This is a genomic window from Streptomyces sp. NBC_01591, assembly GCF_035918155.1.
Classification (GTDB): domain Bacteria; phylum Actinomycetota; class Actinomycetes; order Streptomycetales; family Streptomycetaceae; genus Streptomyces.
The window spans coordinates 2,631,230-2,644,928 of the sequence record NZ_CP109327.1 but is presented as its reverse complement, the minus strand read 5'-3'; the positions used below and the strand labels follow the sequence as shown (position 1 = coordinate 2,644,928).

The following is a 13,699-nucleotide window of genomic DNA, read 5'->3' as shown; positions in this document are numbered from 1 at the left end:
AGGGTCAAGTGGTGGTCAAGCGCCTCTTGTCGGCGCGACGAGCGGCGCCCCGGTCCGCGGATGCGGGAACACCTCGACCGGCTGCCCGGTGGACCTCGCCGAGCAGCTCGCCCGCGAACACCTCGGCGGGCGGCCCCGCGACCGCGATCCGCCCGCCGTGCAGCCCGGCCGCCCGGTCCGCGTACGCCGCCGCGAGACCCGGATCGTGCAGCACCACGACGACCGCGTCCCCGGCGGCGGCCCGCTCCCGGCAGATCCGCAGCACCAGTTCCCTCGCCGCCGCCGGAGTCGTGATCGCGGCCCGCCGTCGCCGTACCGTCCGACCCGTCCGCGTCGTCCCGTGACAGCACCGCCCGGGTGGACCGGCCGAACGGCCGCCACCCGGGCGGTGCTTGAATGCCCATGTGAGCGACATCGACTTCGACGTACCCGCGGGCATCGACGTGCTACGCGTGTTCTGCGGCCCCGACGGCCGGCACGGCAACGCCCTGGGTGTGGTGCGTGACGGCCGCGCCTACCCGGACCAGGCGTCCCGGCAGGCACTGGCCGGCCGGCTCGGCTTCAGCGAGACGGTGTTCGTCGACGACCCCGAGCGCGGACAGGTCGACATCTACACCCCGGGGCTCCGCCTCCCGTTCGCCGGGCACCCGCTCGTCGGTGCGGCCTGGCTGCTCGATCTGGAGATCCTGGAGCTTCCGGTCGGGGAGATCTTCGCCCGCCAGGACGGCGAGTTCACCTGGATCACCGCCCGCCCCGAGTGGGCGCCCCCGCGCACGCTGGAGCGGTACGGGTCCGTCGCCGAGGTCGAGGCGCTCACCGGGCCGCCGCCGGGGGAGGGCTGGCTGTACGTATGGGCCTGGGAGGACGAGGCGGCCGGCCGGGTCAGGGCGCGGGCGTTCCCCCGGCGCGACGACAACATCGTGGAGGACGAGGCGACCGGGGCGGCGGCGCTGCTGCTCAGCGCGGAGCTGGGGCGCGCCCTCAACATCACGCAAGGACGCGGCTCCCAGATCCTCACCGCTCCCGCGCCCGACGGCACGGTGGAGGTCGGGGGCCGCGTGGCACTCGCCGCCGTCCGGGCCCGGCGCTGAAAACGGGGTGAGTGACCGGCGAACCCCGGTCACCCACCCTGCCGGGCAAGGCATTACGCGCTGAGCGGGAACTCCTCGCCCAGCTCCCGGAACACCGCCGTGTTCAGCGTGAACGCGCGCTTGCACTCGTCGATGATCCGCTGCTTCTCCAGGTCGTCCGCGTCCACCGCGTCCAGCAGCTCGCGGTAACCCCGCTTGAACGAGGCGGGGTTGGATATCTCCTCGAAGACGTAGAACCGGACCCCGTCGCCCTTGCGCGCGAAGCCCCAGGCCTTCTCCGCCCTGTCGCGGATGATCTGGCCGCCGGAGAGGTCACCGAGGTAGCGGGTGTAGTGGTGTGCGACGTAACCGGCCGGCCAGCTGCGGGCGCACTCGGTGACCCGGGCGGCGTACGCGGCCGTGGCAGGCAGCGGCTCCAGGCCCTCGTGCCAGCCCGCGCCCCGCAGGTGGGTCAGATCGCGCTCCAGCTCGGCGGTGCGCATCAGCTCGGGCCATATGAACGGACCGGCGACCGGATCGGCGTGCAACGCCTGTGCCCCCTCCTCCAGTGCCCGGTACACGAACCACAGCTGCTCGGTGTACCGCGTGTACGCGTCCACTCCGAGCCGCCCGCCCAGCAGGTCGCCCATGAAGGTCGAGGTCTCCGCCTCGGTGTGCTGCTCGTGCGACGCGGTGCGGATGAGCATCGAGAAGGGCGTGGTGGCGGCGGTTGCGTCCAAGGCGGGCCTCCGGGGACCGAGGGGACGGGAAATCCAGGAAGGGACGGAAAGATCGGCAGCGACCGCGTGTTGCGGCGGTGGCTGTCGACAACTCCGATCTTCTTACTTAGGCTTACCTAAGTCAATAACTTCCCGACGCTCTGTCGGTAAAAACGATACGCCTGGTTCCGCATCTGCGCGGGGTACGCGAAAGCGGCCGGGTAAGCGGCCGGGTACGCGGAAGCGGCCGCCCGGGGGCGGCCGCTTCCGATGAGGAACTGTGCGGGAGGTTACGGGAGCGTCAGGATCTCGGCGCCCGTCTCCGTCACCACCAGCGTGTGCTCGAACTGCGCGGTGCGCTTGCGGTCCTTCGTCACCACGGTCCAGCCGTCGTCCCACGTGTCGTAGTCGTGGCTGCCCAGCGTCAGCATCGGCTCGATGGTGAAGGTCATTCCGGGCTTCATCACGGTGGTCGCGTGCGGGCTGTCGTAGTGCGGGATGATCAGGCCGGAGTGGAACGAGGAATTGATCCCGTGCCCGGTGAAGTCCCGCACCACCCCGTAGCCGAAGCGCTTGGCGTACGACTCGATGACCCGCCCGATCACATTGACCTGTCGGCCCGGCCGGACCGCCTTGATCGCCCGGTTCAGCGACTCCTCGGTGCGCTCCACCAGCAGCCGGGACTCCTCGTCCACGTCGCCGCAGAGATACGTGGCGTTGTTGTCGCCGTGCACCCCGTTGAGGTACGCCGTGACGTCGAGGTTCACGATGTCGCCGTCGCGCAGCACCGTGGAGTCCGGGATGCCGTGGCAGATCACCTCGTTGAGCGAGGTGCAGAGCGACTTGGGGAATCCGCGGTAGCCGAGCGTCGACGGGTAGGCGCCGTGGTCGCACATGAACTCATGGGCGACCCGGTCGAGTTCGTCCGTCGTGACGCCCGGGGTGATGTGCTTCGCCGCCTCCGCCATCGCCTGCGCGGCGATCCGGCCGGCGATGCGCATGCGCTCGATGGTGTCGGTGTCCTGGATCTCCGGACCGGTGTACGGGGTGGGGGCCGGCTTGCCCACGTATTCGGGGCGCCGGATGTTTCCGGGTACGGAGCGGATGGGAGTGATCTCCCCGGGTACGAGCAGCGACTGGCCAGACATGTCAGCGAGTCTAACCAGCGCGCTTGGGGCAGCATGGCTCCGAGGGAAGGAGCCGATGATGGCCCTGTTCAAGAAGCGCACGGTCGGCAAGCCGGGCGAGTGGTACTACTGCCTGGAGCATCAGAAGGTCGAGGAGGGCCCCGAGTGCCCGGCCAAGGACCGTTTCGGGCCGTACACCTCCCGTGAGGAGGCCCATCACGCCATGGACACCGCCCGGGAGCGGAACCTGGAGTGGGAGAACGACCCCAAGTGGCACGACGGGGGCACGCCGCCCGATCCGGAGGCATGACCGGGGGCGCCGCGCCGGGGCCCCCGCCCAGGGGGCCCGTTCCTCAGGCCGCGGACGGGCTGGATTCCCTGGCGTCCCGCCTGCGCAGCGCGTCCTCGTCCGTCTCGGAGTCGTAGGTGAGCAGCTTCGGGAGCGCTGCCGTGAGCAGCGCGACCGAGGCCACGCACGCCACACCGCCGCTCCAGATCGCCGACCGGGTCCCCGTCCAGCCCGCCATCGCACCGGCCCGCACCTGACCCAGCTGCGGGCCGACGCTGTACGAGAGCACCTCGATGCCCGCCAGCCGGCCCCGCAGCTCCTCCGGGATGGTCTGGTTCCAGATCGTGGAGCGGCCCAGACCGCTGAGCATGTCGCCCGCGCCCGCCACCGCCAGGCAGACCAGCACCAGCCACACATTGCCGAACCAGCCGGCCGCCGCGATCGCCAGCCCCCAGACCGCGGCGCCGAACACCACGAACAGCCCGTGCCGCCGCACCCGCGACGTCCAGCCGCTGGTCAGCCCCAGCACCAGCGATCCGACCGAGCCAGCGGCGTACATCAGGCCCAGCGACCAGTCGGCGTCCAGCTCGTCCGCGAGGAACGGGAAGATCGTGTTCGGGTAGGCGAAGAACATCGCCGCCAGGTCGACCGCGTACGTCCCCAGCAGTACCGGCCGGCTCCAGGCGTACCGCGCCCCCTCGGCGATCCCGCGCAGCGAGGGCTTCTGGCTGTCCCGGGCGGGCGGTGCAGGCGTCAGGCGCAGACACAGGAGCACGGAGACGGCGAACGTGGCCACTGTGACGGCGTACGCCGTGGCGTGCCCGGCGTACGCCACCACCAGGCCCGCCACCGCGGGACCGGTGATCGCGCCGAACTGCCAGCGCAACGAGTTCAGCGCGGCGGCCGCGGTCAACTGCTCGTGCGGCACGATCCGGGCCATCAGGGAGTCCAGCGCGGGCCGCTGGAGCCCGGCGAGCGCGGAGACCCCGGCCGCGACCAGGTAGAGCGGCCAGAGCATCGGGCCGGGCAGCGCCGCGTTCACCAGGAGCACGAGAGCGAGCAGCCCCAGCCCCGCCTCCGTGGCCAGGATCACCTTGCGGCGGTCCGCGGCGTCCGCGAGCGCCCCGCCGTACAGGCCGAAGACGACCAGCGGCACCAGTTCGACCGCGCCCATCACGCCGACGGCCAGCGGCGAACCCGTCAGCTCCTTGATCTGGAGCGGCAGCGCGATCATCGCCATGAAGCTGCCGAAGTACGTCACCAGACCCTGGATCCACAGCAGCCGGAAGTCGGCCGAGGAGCGCAGGGGCATGAGATCGGGCAGCAGGGCGGCCAGCCGGGCGGCCGGGGACGGGGCAGAGGTCACAGGAGGCCATGCTCCGGCGCCGCGGGTACCGCCGCAACGGAATTTCCGCCGACGGCCGGGGTGCCGGGCCCGGCACCCCGGCCGTCACCAGCGGGCCGGAGGCGGCGCCGTCAGCTGGTCGGCGAGCCGGGACAGCCGGTCCCGGAAACCGCGTCGGCCGCGCGGCGCGGGGGCGCTGTTCTCCCCGGCCGCCGCGCTCACCAGATGCTGCACGGTGTCCAGGTCGACATCGTCGGCGCCGGTCACCGCGAGCGTCTCGTGGGCGAGCCCGCGCACCTCCGGGTCGCCGTCGTTCAGCGAGAGCACCGTGGCCCCGGCGCGGCGCGCGTCGTGCACCCGCTCCAGCAGCCCCGCGCCGGGCCGCTCCGGGGCCACCAGGAGCAGCGTCTCGCCCCGCCCGGCCGCCTCGATCCGGCCCAGGCCGACGGCCAGATGCGCGGGGCTGCCCGGCTCCACCCGATGGCGTACCAGCGTGGGGGCCAGCTCCGGCAGCCCGGACCAGGTGGACTCGTCGACCAGATGGGCCGCCAGATGCCACGGCTCGTACGCCGCCGTCCCCACCAGCAGCAGACCGCCGCCGTGCGGCACGACGGACGACCTCAGCGCTCCGGCGAACCGCCGGGTCGCGGCGGGCCACTCGGTCCCGGCGAGCACTTCACGGAGCAGGGCGACGCGTACGGCATCCATGGCCCGGCATCATGCCCCAGGCCCTGTGCCCGGCACCGGAGAACGGCCGCGGACCAGCCGAACGGGGCGCTACGGCCGACACCGGGTCGCGCTCCGTGGCGGGCAGTAATGTCGGAGCCATGACTACGAATGACAGTGACAGCGCGGCCAAGCCCCCCGCCAAGGACCCCTGGGACCTTCCCGACGTCTCCGGGCTGACCGTCGGCGTGCTCGGTGGCACCGGACCCCAGGGGCGCGGCCTCGCCTACCGGTTCGCCCGCGCCGGGCAGAAGGTGATCATCGGCTCCCGGGCCGCCGACCGCGCGAAGAGCGCCGCCGACGAGCTGGGCCACGGCGTCGAGGGCGCGGACAACGCGGAGTGCGCGCGCCGCAGCGACGTCGTGATCGTCGCCGTGCCGTGGGACGGGCACGCCAAGACCCTGGAGTCGCTGCGGGACGAGCTCGCGGGCAAGCTCGTCATCGACTGCGTCAACCCGCTCGGCTTCGACAAGAAGGGCGCCTACGCGCTGAAGCCCGAGGAGGGCAGCGCCGCCGAGCAGGCCGCCGCCCTGCTGCCGGAGTCCCGGGTCACCGCCGCCTTCCACCATCTCTCGGCGGTCCTGTTGCAGGACGAGGCCATCGAGGAGATCGACACCGACGTGCTGGTGCTGGGCGAGGCCCGCGCCGACACCGACCTCGTACAGGCGCTGGCGGGCCGGATCCCCGGCATGCGCGGCATCTTCGCCGGGCGGCTGCGCAACGCGCACCAGGTCGAGTCGCTGGTCGCCAACCTGATCTCGGTCAACCGCCGCTACAAGGCGCACGCGGGGCTCCGTACCACCGACGTCTGAGCCGGGCCGGCCACCGCCGACGTCCGAGCCGGAGCCGCTCCCGGCCCCACCCTGCGGCGAGCGGAAAGGGGCATGGGGGACACTGGACGGGACCGTGCACCACCCCCGACAGGAGCCGCCCCCATGCCCCGACTCGCTCTCTACGCCATCACCGTCTGTGTCCTGGCTGTCGTCGCGGCCGTGATCTCGTTCGCCCAGGGCAACCTGCTCGGGATCGTCTGGGTGCTGCTGGCCGGGCTCTCGTCCAACATGGCGTGGTTCTACGTGCGCCGGCAGCGCGCCCAGAGCGCCGGCTGAGGGCCGGTTCCCCGGTCACGGGCCGACGGCGCAGACCGGATACTCCTCGTTCCAGTTCTCCCAGAACTGGTAGGCGGCACGGCCGCACTCCGTCCCCAGGCCGCTCACGCCCAGTGAATCCAGCACACCGTGGACCAGGTCGAAAAAGACGTGGTTGACCTCCGGGATCCACAGCACGCCGAACACCGCGAGCAGTCCGAACTGCGCGAACGGCTCCACCTTGCGCCGGATCCGGTACGACAGCCAGGGCTCGATCACCCCGTACCCGTCCAGCCCGGGGACCGGCAGGAAGTTCAGGATCGCCGCGGTGACCTGGAGCAGGGCCAGGAACGCCAGCGCGTACCGGAACTCCCTCGGGACGCCGTCCAGCGCGTGCAGCCAGAACGGCGCCGTGCACACCAGCGCGAACAGGACATTCGTCAGCGGGCCCGCCGCCGAGATCAGGCTGTGCTTCCAGCGCCCGTGGATCCGCCCCCGCTCGATGAAGACGGCGCCGCCGGGCAGACCGATGCCGCCCATGATCACGAACAGCACCGGCAGCACGATGCTGAGCAGAGCGTGCGTGTAGGCGAGCGGATTCAGGCTGAGATACCCCTTCGCGCCGACCGAGAGGTCCCCGCTGTGCAGCGCGGTGCGGGCGTGCGCGTACTCGTGCAGGCAGAGCGAGACCACCCACGCCGCCGTGACGAAGACGAAGACGGCGAGCCCGTACGGATATCCGGTGCCCGTCCACACCGCCCAGCCCGACACCGCCCCCACGGCGACGATCCCGAGGAAGACCGGGCTGATCCGCCGGTCGCTGCGGGCTGCTGCGGTGGTCATCGGCGAACTCCTGACGGGTGGCCGGAAGGGGAACGGTGCGGTGGGCGGCGAGCCCGACCGTACAGGCGACACGTCACGAACGTCTCGCGCCGGGGCGGTGGTTGTGGAAAGGGTGGGGGCATGACGAGCGATCCCGGAACACGGCGCACAGGGGCACGGCCGGACATGTGTGCCCATCCCGATCCCGGTCACGGAGAATAGGCCGGTGCGTTACTGCATCCTCGGCACGACCCGGGCACTCCGCGACGACGGCACGGCCGTCACCATCGGCGGGGCGCGGCTGCGCGCCCTGCTCACCGTCCTCGCGCTGCGTCCCGGCCGTGCCGTCCCGGCCGCCGTGCTCGTCGACGAGGTGTGGGACGGCGAGCCGCCCGCCGACGCGGTGGGGGCCCTGCAGGCGCTCGTCGGCCGGCTCCGGCGGGCCGTAGGCCACGACGAGATCGTCTCCGTGGAGAGCGGCTACCGGCTGGCCGCAGAGCCGGACGCCATCGACCTCCACCGCTTCGAACGGCTCGCGGGGGAGGGCACGCGGGCGCTGGAAGAGGGCGACGCGGCGAAGGCCGGGACCGTGCTCGACGACGCGCTCGGCCTGTGGAGCGGGCCGGCCCTGGCCGATCTGCCCGACCGCGACGCCGTCGCGGCCCGCTGGGAGGCCCGGCGCCTGGACGCCCGCCGCAACCGGCTCCGCGCGGCCCTCGCGCTCGGCCGCGCGGACGAGGCCCTGCCCGAACTGGTCGCCCTGTGCGCCGAGCACCCGATCGACGAACCCCTCCAGGCCCTGCGGCTGCGGGCCCTGCGCGACGCCGGGCGCACGGCCCAGGCACTGGCCGCCTACGACGAGGTACGTACCGAACTCGCCGACCGCCTCGGCACCGACCCCGGACCCGAACTGCGCTCGCTCCACGCCGAACTGCTCCGCCAGGACCCGGCGCGCCCGGCCGCCCCGCCCCCGCCCGCCCGCACCGGGGCCCCCGCCGCACCGCAGGGCAACCTCCGGGCCCGGCTCACCAGTTTCGTCGGGCGCGAGGGCGATATCGACGCCCTGCGCGAGGACCTCTCGCACGCCCGTCTCGTCACCCTCCTGGGCCCCGGCGGCGCGGGCAAGACCCGGCTCTCCCAGGAGGCCGCCGAATCCGTCGCAGCCACCTGGCCGGACGGTGTCTGGCTGGCCGAACTCGCCCCCGTCGACGACCCCGAGGCAGTGCCGGAGGCCATACTGACCGCGCTCGGCGCCCGCCAGACCGTGCTGCGCGGCGCCGGCGCCGAGGAGCTCAGGGCCGCCGAAGGCAACGCGAGCGACCCCCTCGCACGCCTCACCGAGCACTGCTCCCGGCGCCGCATGCTGCTGCTCCTGGACAACTGCGAACACCTCGTCGGGGCCGCCGCCGACCTCGCCGACCACCTGCTCGCCCACTGCCCGCACCTCACCGTGCTCGCGACCAGCCGTGAACCCCTCGGCGTGCCGGGCGAGTTCCTCCGCCCCGTCGAACCGCTGCCCGACCCGATGGCGCTGCGCCTGTTCGCCGAACGCGGCGCCGCCGCCCGGCCGGGCTTCCGGACCGACGCGGACGAGGAGACCGCGGCCGCCTCGGCGGAGATCTGCCGCCGCCTCGACGGACTGCCGCTCGCCATCGAACTCGCCGCCGCCCGGCTGCGGATGCTCACCCCGCGCCAGATCGCCGACCGGCTCGACGACCGGTTCCGCCTGCTCACCAGCGGAGCCCGCACCGTACTGCCCCGGCAGCAGACCCTGCGCGCCGTCGTCGACTGGTCCTGGGACCTCCTCGACGAACCCGAACGCGCCGTGCTGCGCCGGCTCTCCGTCTTCGCGGGCGGCTGCACCCTGACCGCGGCCGAGGCGGTCTGCGCGGACGGGCCCCGGGAGGCGCGCGAGGTCGCCGGGCTGCTCGGCTCCCTCGTCGACAAGTCGCTCGTCGTCGCCGCGCCCGCCGAGGACGGCGAGATGCGCTACCGGCTGCTGGAGACCGTCGGCGAGTACGCCGCCGCACGGCTCGACGAGGCGGCGGAACGCGGCCCCGTGGTCCGGCGCCACCTGGTGTTCTTCCGGGAGCTGGTCCGCACCACGGACCCCGAACTCCGCGGCGCCGGACAGCGGTCCGCCGTCGAACTCCTCCAGCGCGAGTACGAGAACATCCGCACCGCCCTGCGCAACGCCGTCGCCGCCCGCGACGAGCAGGAGGCGCTCTGCATGGTGCTCTCGCTGTGCTGGTACTGGCAGATGCGCGATCTGAGCAGCGACGCGCTGCACTGGGCCGACGCCGCCGCCGCACTGGGCCCCGACCCCTTCGCCCCGCCCGCCGAGCCCGCGCCCTCCATCCACGAACGCTGCACCGACGCGCCGCCGCCCATGGGGCCCGAGATGCTCCAGGAGGCACGCCGCCAGGCGGGCCTGATCCGGCTGGTCAGCATGGACCACGCCGCGGAGAGGTGGACCGACGAGGCGAGCATGTCCCGACTGCGGGTCATCGCGGACACCTACCGGGCCGGCCAGCCGCAGACCTGCCGGGTCCCGGCATCGCTCTGGTTCTTCGCGGTCATGCTCGTCGGGGAGACCGACAGCCTGCGCGAGCTGCTGGACGAGACGGTCCGCGCCTGCCGGGAGTTTGGCTACGAATGGGAGCTCGCCGCGGCCCTTCAGATGCGGGCCAACGTGCTGGCCAACCGGCCCGAGTGGGCGGGCGACGCGCGCACGGACGCCGACGAGAGCCTGGAGTTCTTCAACCGGCTCGGTGACGACTGGGGCGTCGCCGAATCGCTCTCGGCACGGGGCGAGGCCAACGAGCGCCGGGGCGAGTACGCGCGCGCGGCCGAGGACTTCGAGGTCGCCATCGGCTACGCGAAGAAGCTGGGCGCACCCTCCCAGGTGGCGGTCCTGCGTACCAGATACGCGGCCGTGCTCACCGAGATGGGCCGCGGCACCGAGGGCGAGGCGATCCTGCGCGAGGTGATCGCCGAGCGGCACGACGCGAGGTCCATCGCCCGGCTCCATCTGGCCATGTGGCTGGGGCGCAGTGACCGCACCGGCGAGGCACGCGAGCAACTGGCCGTGCTGCGCGAGGAGTTCCACTCCGAGACCATGGCGATCTTCGAAGGGGTCGTGCTGGGCGCGCTGTCCTGGCTGGACAACCAGGACGGGCTGTACGCGGAAGCCCTGCCCCGGGGCCTGGTGGCGCTGGAGCGGTCCCACGACCGGCTGTCGCAGTTGGTGGCCCCGCAGATGTCCGTCATCCAGCTCGTCTCCCTCGCCCGCTCGTTGGCCGGCATCGGCGGCGAGCGACGGGCCACGACCGCGGCCCGGCTGCTGGGGGCCGGCCAGGAGCTGCTGCCCCGGGGCCATGTGCGGACGTCGATGGAGCGCAACGAATGGGCCCGGGCGGAGGAACTGGCCGTCGCCGTGCTCGGCCGGGCCGCCTACGAGAGTGCGTACGCCGAGGGCGGCGGCCTCTCCCTGGAGGAGGCCACCGCCCTCGTGGACGCGTACCGGGAGTGACCCCGTCCGTCAGGACTTCTTGCGGAACTTGGCGACCGCGAGCGGGGCCATCACCGCGGTGATGACCACGGTCCAGCCGAGCGTCACCAGGACCGAGTGGGCGAGCGGGCCGCCCATCATCAGGGCGCGCGCGGCGTCCGCCAGGTTGGACAGCGGGTTGTAGTCGGTGAACGTCTGGAGCCAGCCGGGCATCGTCTTCGTCGGGGCGAAGATCGAGGAGCCGAACTGGAGCGGCATCAGCACGAGCATCCCCATTCCCTGAACCGCCTGGGCCGTCTTCATGGTCAGTCCGAGCAGGATGAAGATCCACATGATGGCGGCGCCGAACGCGGCCGACAGCGCGATCGCCCCGATCAGCCCGAGCACCGACTCCTGGAGCTCCATGCCGAGCGCGAAGCCCATGGCCAGCAGGATGAGGGTGGCGACCATCATCCGGCCTAGCTCGACCACGATCTTCGCGATGAGCACCGAGGAACGGGCGATCGGCATCGTCCGGAACCGGTCCATGACGCCCTTGCGGAAGTCGTCGTTGACACCGGAGCCGACCGCCATGGCGATGTTCATGCCCATCATCGCCATCAGCCCGGGGATCAGGTAGTTCAGATACTCCTGCCGGCCGCCGCCCATGCTGCCGCCGACCGATCCGCCGAAGACGTACACGAACAGCAGCGTGAAGATGACGGGCATCAGGAGCGCGTCGAACATCGACTCCGGATCCTTCTTGATCTGGAGCATGTTGCGCCGCACCAGCGCCCCGATGTGGCGCAGGTTGTTCCGCAGACCTATCCGGCCCTCGTCGTGGACCGTCTTCACCCGGGCGGACTCGGTGGGCGTGGGCGTGGGTGTCAGAGTCGCTGTGCTCATGCCGCGACCTCCTCGGGGATCGTGTCGGTGACGGAAGCGGACTTCTCGCCGGTGATGGCCAGGAACACCTCGTCCAGGCTGGGCAGCGCCGTGGCGACGTGCGCCAGCGAGAAGCCGCGGGCGCCGAGCAGGCCGATGACGGCGGTCAGCTGCTCGTCGCTGAGGATCGGTACGTACAGCAGTCCCTCGTCCGGGACGGCCTGCGTGCCCGAGACCCCGTCGAGGCCCGCCTCCCGGATCGCCTGCGCCATCGCGGGCAGCTGCGCCGGGTCCGAGGGCCGGATCTGCAGGGTGCGGCCGCCGACCTTCGCCTTCAGCTCGTCGACACCGCCGCGGGCGATGATCTTCCCCTTGTCGATGACGGTCAGCTCGTTGGCGAGCTGCTCGGCCTCTTCCATGTACTGGGTGGTGAGCAGCACGGTCGCCCCCTCCGCGACCATCCGCTGCACCTCGTCCCAGACCTCGTTACGGGTACGGGGGTCCAGCCCCGTCGTCGGCTCGTCCAGATACAGGACGGCCGGGTTGCCGATCATCGAGGCGGCCAGGTCGAGCCGGCGCCGCATGCCGCCGGAGTAGTCCATCGCGGCCTTCTTGGCGGCGTCGGTGAGCGAGAACCGCTCCAGCAGCTCGTCGGCCCGTGAACGGGCGGCCTTGCGGGGCAGATCGAGCAGCCGCCCGATCATGTAGAGGTTCTCCCAGCCGGAGAGCTTCTCGTCGACCGAGGCGTACTGCCCGGTCAGACCGATGGTGCGGCGCAGCTGCCGCGGCTGCTTCACCACGTCGTAGCCCGCCACGGTGGCGTGTCCGGCGTCGGGGAGGATCAGGGTGGAAAGGCAGCGTACGAGCGTGGTCTTGCCCGCGCCGTTGGGGCCGAGGACACCGAGCACGGTGCCTTCGCGGACATCGAGGTCCACGCCGTCCAGCGCCTTGGTCGAGCCGTAGTGCTTGACCAGCCCCCGGACCTCGACGGCGTTCGCGCCGCTCCTGGGGTTCTTGTCGATTCGCGTCATGTCCACCATGGGACCAGCCGTCACCGACAGCCCACCGACAGCAGGCCGACAGCCCGCCGATGGGGGATGTCGGCGGGCTGTCGGTGGTGCGGGCAGTGGTCCGGTGGGGACCAGTGGATCTTAATAGCGGAGCTATTCGGACGTTTCGGCAACGCCGCGAGGTGCCGTGCCAGACGCCGCGACCCCGGCCATGATCCGCCGGACAGGCCCTAGTGGAAGGTGTGCTCGGCGGCCGGGAAGGCGCCGCCCACGACCTCTTCCGCGAACTCCTTCGCCGCGTCACCCAGTACCTTGCGCAGGTTTGCGTACTGCTTGGTGAAGCGCGGCACCTTGCCGCCGGTCAGCCCGACCATGTCGGTGTAGACCAGCACCTGGGCGTCCGTGTCGGGACCGGCGCCGATGCCGACGGTCGGGATGTGCAGGGTGCGGGTGACCTCGGCGGCCAGCTCGGCCGGTACGAGCTCCAGGACGACGGCGAACGCGCCCGCGTCCTGCACGGCCTTGGCGTCGCGCAGCATCTGCTGGGCGGCCTCCTCGCCGCGGCCCTGCACCCGGTAGCCCATCGCGTTGACGGACTGCGGGGTCAGGCCGATGTGGGCCATGACCGGGATGCCCGCGTCGACGAGCAGCTTGATCTGTTCGTGGCTGCGCTCGCCGCCCTCCAGCTTGACCGCGCCGACGCCGGACTCCTTGATCAGCCGGGTGGCGTTGCGCAGGGCCTGGACGGGGCTCTCCTGGTACGCCCCGAAGGGCAGGTCCGCGACGATCAGGGCACGCTTGGTGCCCCGTACGACCGCCGCGGAGAGGATCGCGATCTCGTCCATCGTGACGGGCACGGTGGTCTCGTAACCGAGGTGACAGTTGCCCATGGAGTCGCCGACGAGCATGACCGGGATCCCGGCCTCGTCGAAGACGGACGCGGTCATCGCGTCGTAGGCGGTGAGCATGGGCCACTTCTCGCCGCGCTCGGTGGCGGCGGCGATGTCGTGGATGGAGATACGGCGGGTGCTCTTGCCTCCGTACAGCGCCTTGCTGCTGTCGGTGCGGGTACCCGCGGGGGGTGTTGCGGACTGATTCTGCGCAGCCTGAAGCGACATTGCCAACGGC

13 protein-coding genes and 1 pseudogene are annotated in these 13,699 nt (G+C 72.2%); 5 read left to right on the top strand and 9 right to left on the bottom strand.

The features are described 5' to 3' along the window. Positions 1-15: 15 nt before the first annotated feature. A pseudogene (locus OG978_RS12295) lies at positions 16-274 on the bottom strand (hemin ABC transporter ATP-binding protein); the annotation flags it as partial. A 130-nt stretch (positions 275-404) separates the two neighbouring features. On the opposite strand from OG978_RS12295, the gene OG978_RS12290 reads away from it, so the two are divergent. Further along, entirely contained in the window at positions 405-1,091 is a 687-nt protein-coding gene (locus OG978_RS12290) for a PhzF family phenazine biosynthesis protein (protein WP_326765254.1), read from the top strand. A gap of 53 nt (positions 1,092-1,144) precedes the next feature. On the opposite strand, the gene OG978_RS12285 is transcribed toward OG978_RS12290, so the two are convergent. Next, a complete protein-coding gene (locus OG978_RS12285) occupies positions 1,145-1,810 on the bottom strand; it encodes a biliverdin-producing heme oxygenase (protein ID WP_326765253.1) in 666 nt (221 codons plus the stop codon). A 269-nt stretch (positions 1,811-2,079) separates the two neighbouring features. Beyond that, positions 2,080-2,937 carry a type I methionyl aminopeptidase gene (gene map, locus OG978_RS12280; RefSeq protein ID WP_326765252.1) on the bottom strand — a complete coding sequence of 286 codons (858 nt, stop codon included), beginning with the start codon at positions 2,935-2,937 and terminating at the stop codon, positions 2,080-2,082. 58 nt (positions 2,938-2,995) lie between these two features. Here map and OG978_RS12275 point away from each other — a divergent pair, with 58 nt between their 5' ends. Beyond that, positions 2,996-3,226, top strand: a complete 231-nt coding sequence (locus OG978_RS12275; protein WP_326770003.1) for a hypothetical protein — start codon at positions 2,996-2,998, stop codon at positions 3,224-3,226. 43 nt (positions 3,227-3,269) lie between these two features. On the opposite strand, the gene OG978_RS12270 is transcribed toward OG978_RS12275, so the two are convergent. Both OG978_RS12270 and OG978_RS12265 read right to left on the bottom strand, forming a co-directional pair. After that, positions 3,270-4,517, bottom strand: coding sequence for an MFS transporter (locus tag OG978_RS12270; protein WP_326770002.1), 1,248 nt, complete (start codon positions 4,515-4,517; stop codon positions 3,270-3,272). A 138-nt stretch (positions 4,518-4,655) separates the two neighbouring features. Next, on the bottom strand, positions 4,656-5,258 hold the full coding sequence (locus OG978_RS12265; RefSeq protein WP_326765251.1) for a hypothetical protein: 603 nt from the start codon (positions 5,256-5,258) through the stop codon (positions 4,656-4,658). Positions 5,259-5,377: 119 nt separating this feature from the next. Between OG978_RS12265 and npdG the strand changes: the two genes are divergently transcribed. Together npdG and OG978_RS12255 are read left to right on the top strand one after the other, a co-directional pair. Next, complete coding sequence (gene npdG, locus OG978_RS12260) at positions 5,378-6,088, top strand: NADPH-dependent F420 reductase (RefSeq protein WP_326765250.1); 711 nt, start codon at positions 5,378-5,380, stop codon at positions 6,086-6,088. Positions 6,089-6,211: 123 nt separating this feature from the next. Next, positions 6,212-6,385, top strand: coding sequence for a hypothetical protein (locus OG978_RS12255; protein ID WP_326765249.1), 174 nt, complete (start codon positions 6,212-6,214; stop codon positions 6,383-6,385). A gap of 15 nt (positions 6,386-6,400) precedes the next feature. On the opposite strand, the gene OG978_RS12250 is transcribed toward OG978_RS12255, so the two are convergent. After that, complete coding sequence (locus OG978_RS12250; protein WP_326765248.1) at positions 6,401-7,207, bottom strand: site-2 protease family protein; 807 nt, start codon at positions 7,205-7,207, stop codon at positions 6,401-6,403. 205 nt (positions 7,208-7,412) lie between these two features. Between OG978_RS12250 and OG978_RS12245 the strand changes: the two genes are divergently transcribed. Next, positions 7,413-10,718 carry a BTAD domain-containing putative transcriptional regulator gene (locus OG978_RS12245; protein ID WP_326765247.1) on the top strand — a complete coding sequence of 1,102 codons (3,306 nt, stop codon included), beginning with the start codon at positions 7,413-7,415 and terminating at the stop codon, positions 10,716-10,718. 9 nt (positions 10,719-10,727) lie between these two features. On the opposite strand, the gene OG978_RS12240 is transcribed toward OG978_RS12245, so the two are convergent. From OG978_RS12240 to panB, 3 genes are all read right to left on the bottom strand, one after another. After that, on the bottom strand, positions 10,728-11,582 hold the full coding sequence (locus tag OG978_RS12240) for an ABC transporter permease (protein WP_326765246.1): 855 nt from the start codon (positions 11,580-11,582) through the stop codon (positions 10,728-10,730). Next, positions 11,579-12,601, bottom strand: coding sequence for an ATP-binding cassette domain-containing protein (locus OG978_RS12235; protein ID WP_326765245.1), 1,023 nt, complete (start codon positions 12,599-12,601; stop codon positions 11,579-11,581). The genes OG978_RS12240 and OG978_RS12235 overlap by 4 nt, the downstream gene beginning before the upstream one ends. 200 nt (positions 12,602-12,801) lie before the next feature. Next, on the bottom strand, positions 12,802-13,689 hold the full coding sequence (panB, locus tag OG978_RS12230) for a 3-methyl-2-oxobutanoate hydroxymethyltransferase (RefSeq protein ID WP_326765244.1): 888 nt from the start codon (positions 13,687-13,689) through the stop codon (positions 12,802-12,804). Positions 13,690-13,699 lie beyond the last annotated feature (10 nt).

Excerpts from the sequence above, each read along its gene's own strand:
- map (WP_326765252.1), bottom strand. The coding sequence starts at position 2,937 with ATGTCTGGCCAGTCGCTGCTCGTACCCGGGGAGATCACTCCCATCCGC.
- OG978_RS12275 (WP_326770003.1), top strand. The coding sequence starts at position 2,996 with ATGGCCCTGTTCAAGAAGCGCACGGTCGGCAAGCCGGGCGAGTGGTAC.
- OG978_RS12270 (WP_326770002.1), bottom strand. The coding sequence starts at position 4,517 with ATGCCCCTGCGCTCCTCGGCCGACTTCCGGCTGCTGTGGATCCAGGGT.
- OG978_RS12265 (WP_326765251.1), bottom strand. The coding sequence starts at position 5,258 with ATGGATGCCGTACGCGTCGCCCTGCTCCGTGAAGTGCTCGCCGGGACC.
- npdG (WP_326765250.1), top strand. The coding sequence starts at position 5,378 with ATGACTACGAATGACAGTGACAGCGCGGCCAAGCCCCCCGCCAAGGAC.
- OG978_RS12255 (WP_326765249.1), top strand. The coding sequence starts at position 6,212 with ATGCCCCGACTCGCTCTCTACGCCATCACCGTCTGTGTCCTGGCTGTC.
- OG978_RS12250 (WP_326765248.1), bottom strand. The coding sequence starts at position 7,207 with ATGACCACCGCAGCAGCCCGCAGCGACCGGCGGATCAGCCCGGTCTTC.
- OG978_RS12240 (WP_326765246.1), bottom strand. The coding sequence starts at position 11,582 with ATGAGCACAGCGACTCTGACACCCACGCCCACGCCCACCGAGTCCGCC.
- OG978_RS12235 (WP_326765245.1), bottom strand. The coding sequence starts at position 12,601 with ATGGTGGACATGACGCGAATCGACAAGAACCCCAGGAGCGGCGCGAAC.
- panB (WP_326765244.1), bottom strand. The coding sequence starts at position 13,689 with ATGTCGCTTCAGGCTGCGCAGAATCAGTCCGCAACACCCCCCGCGGGT.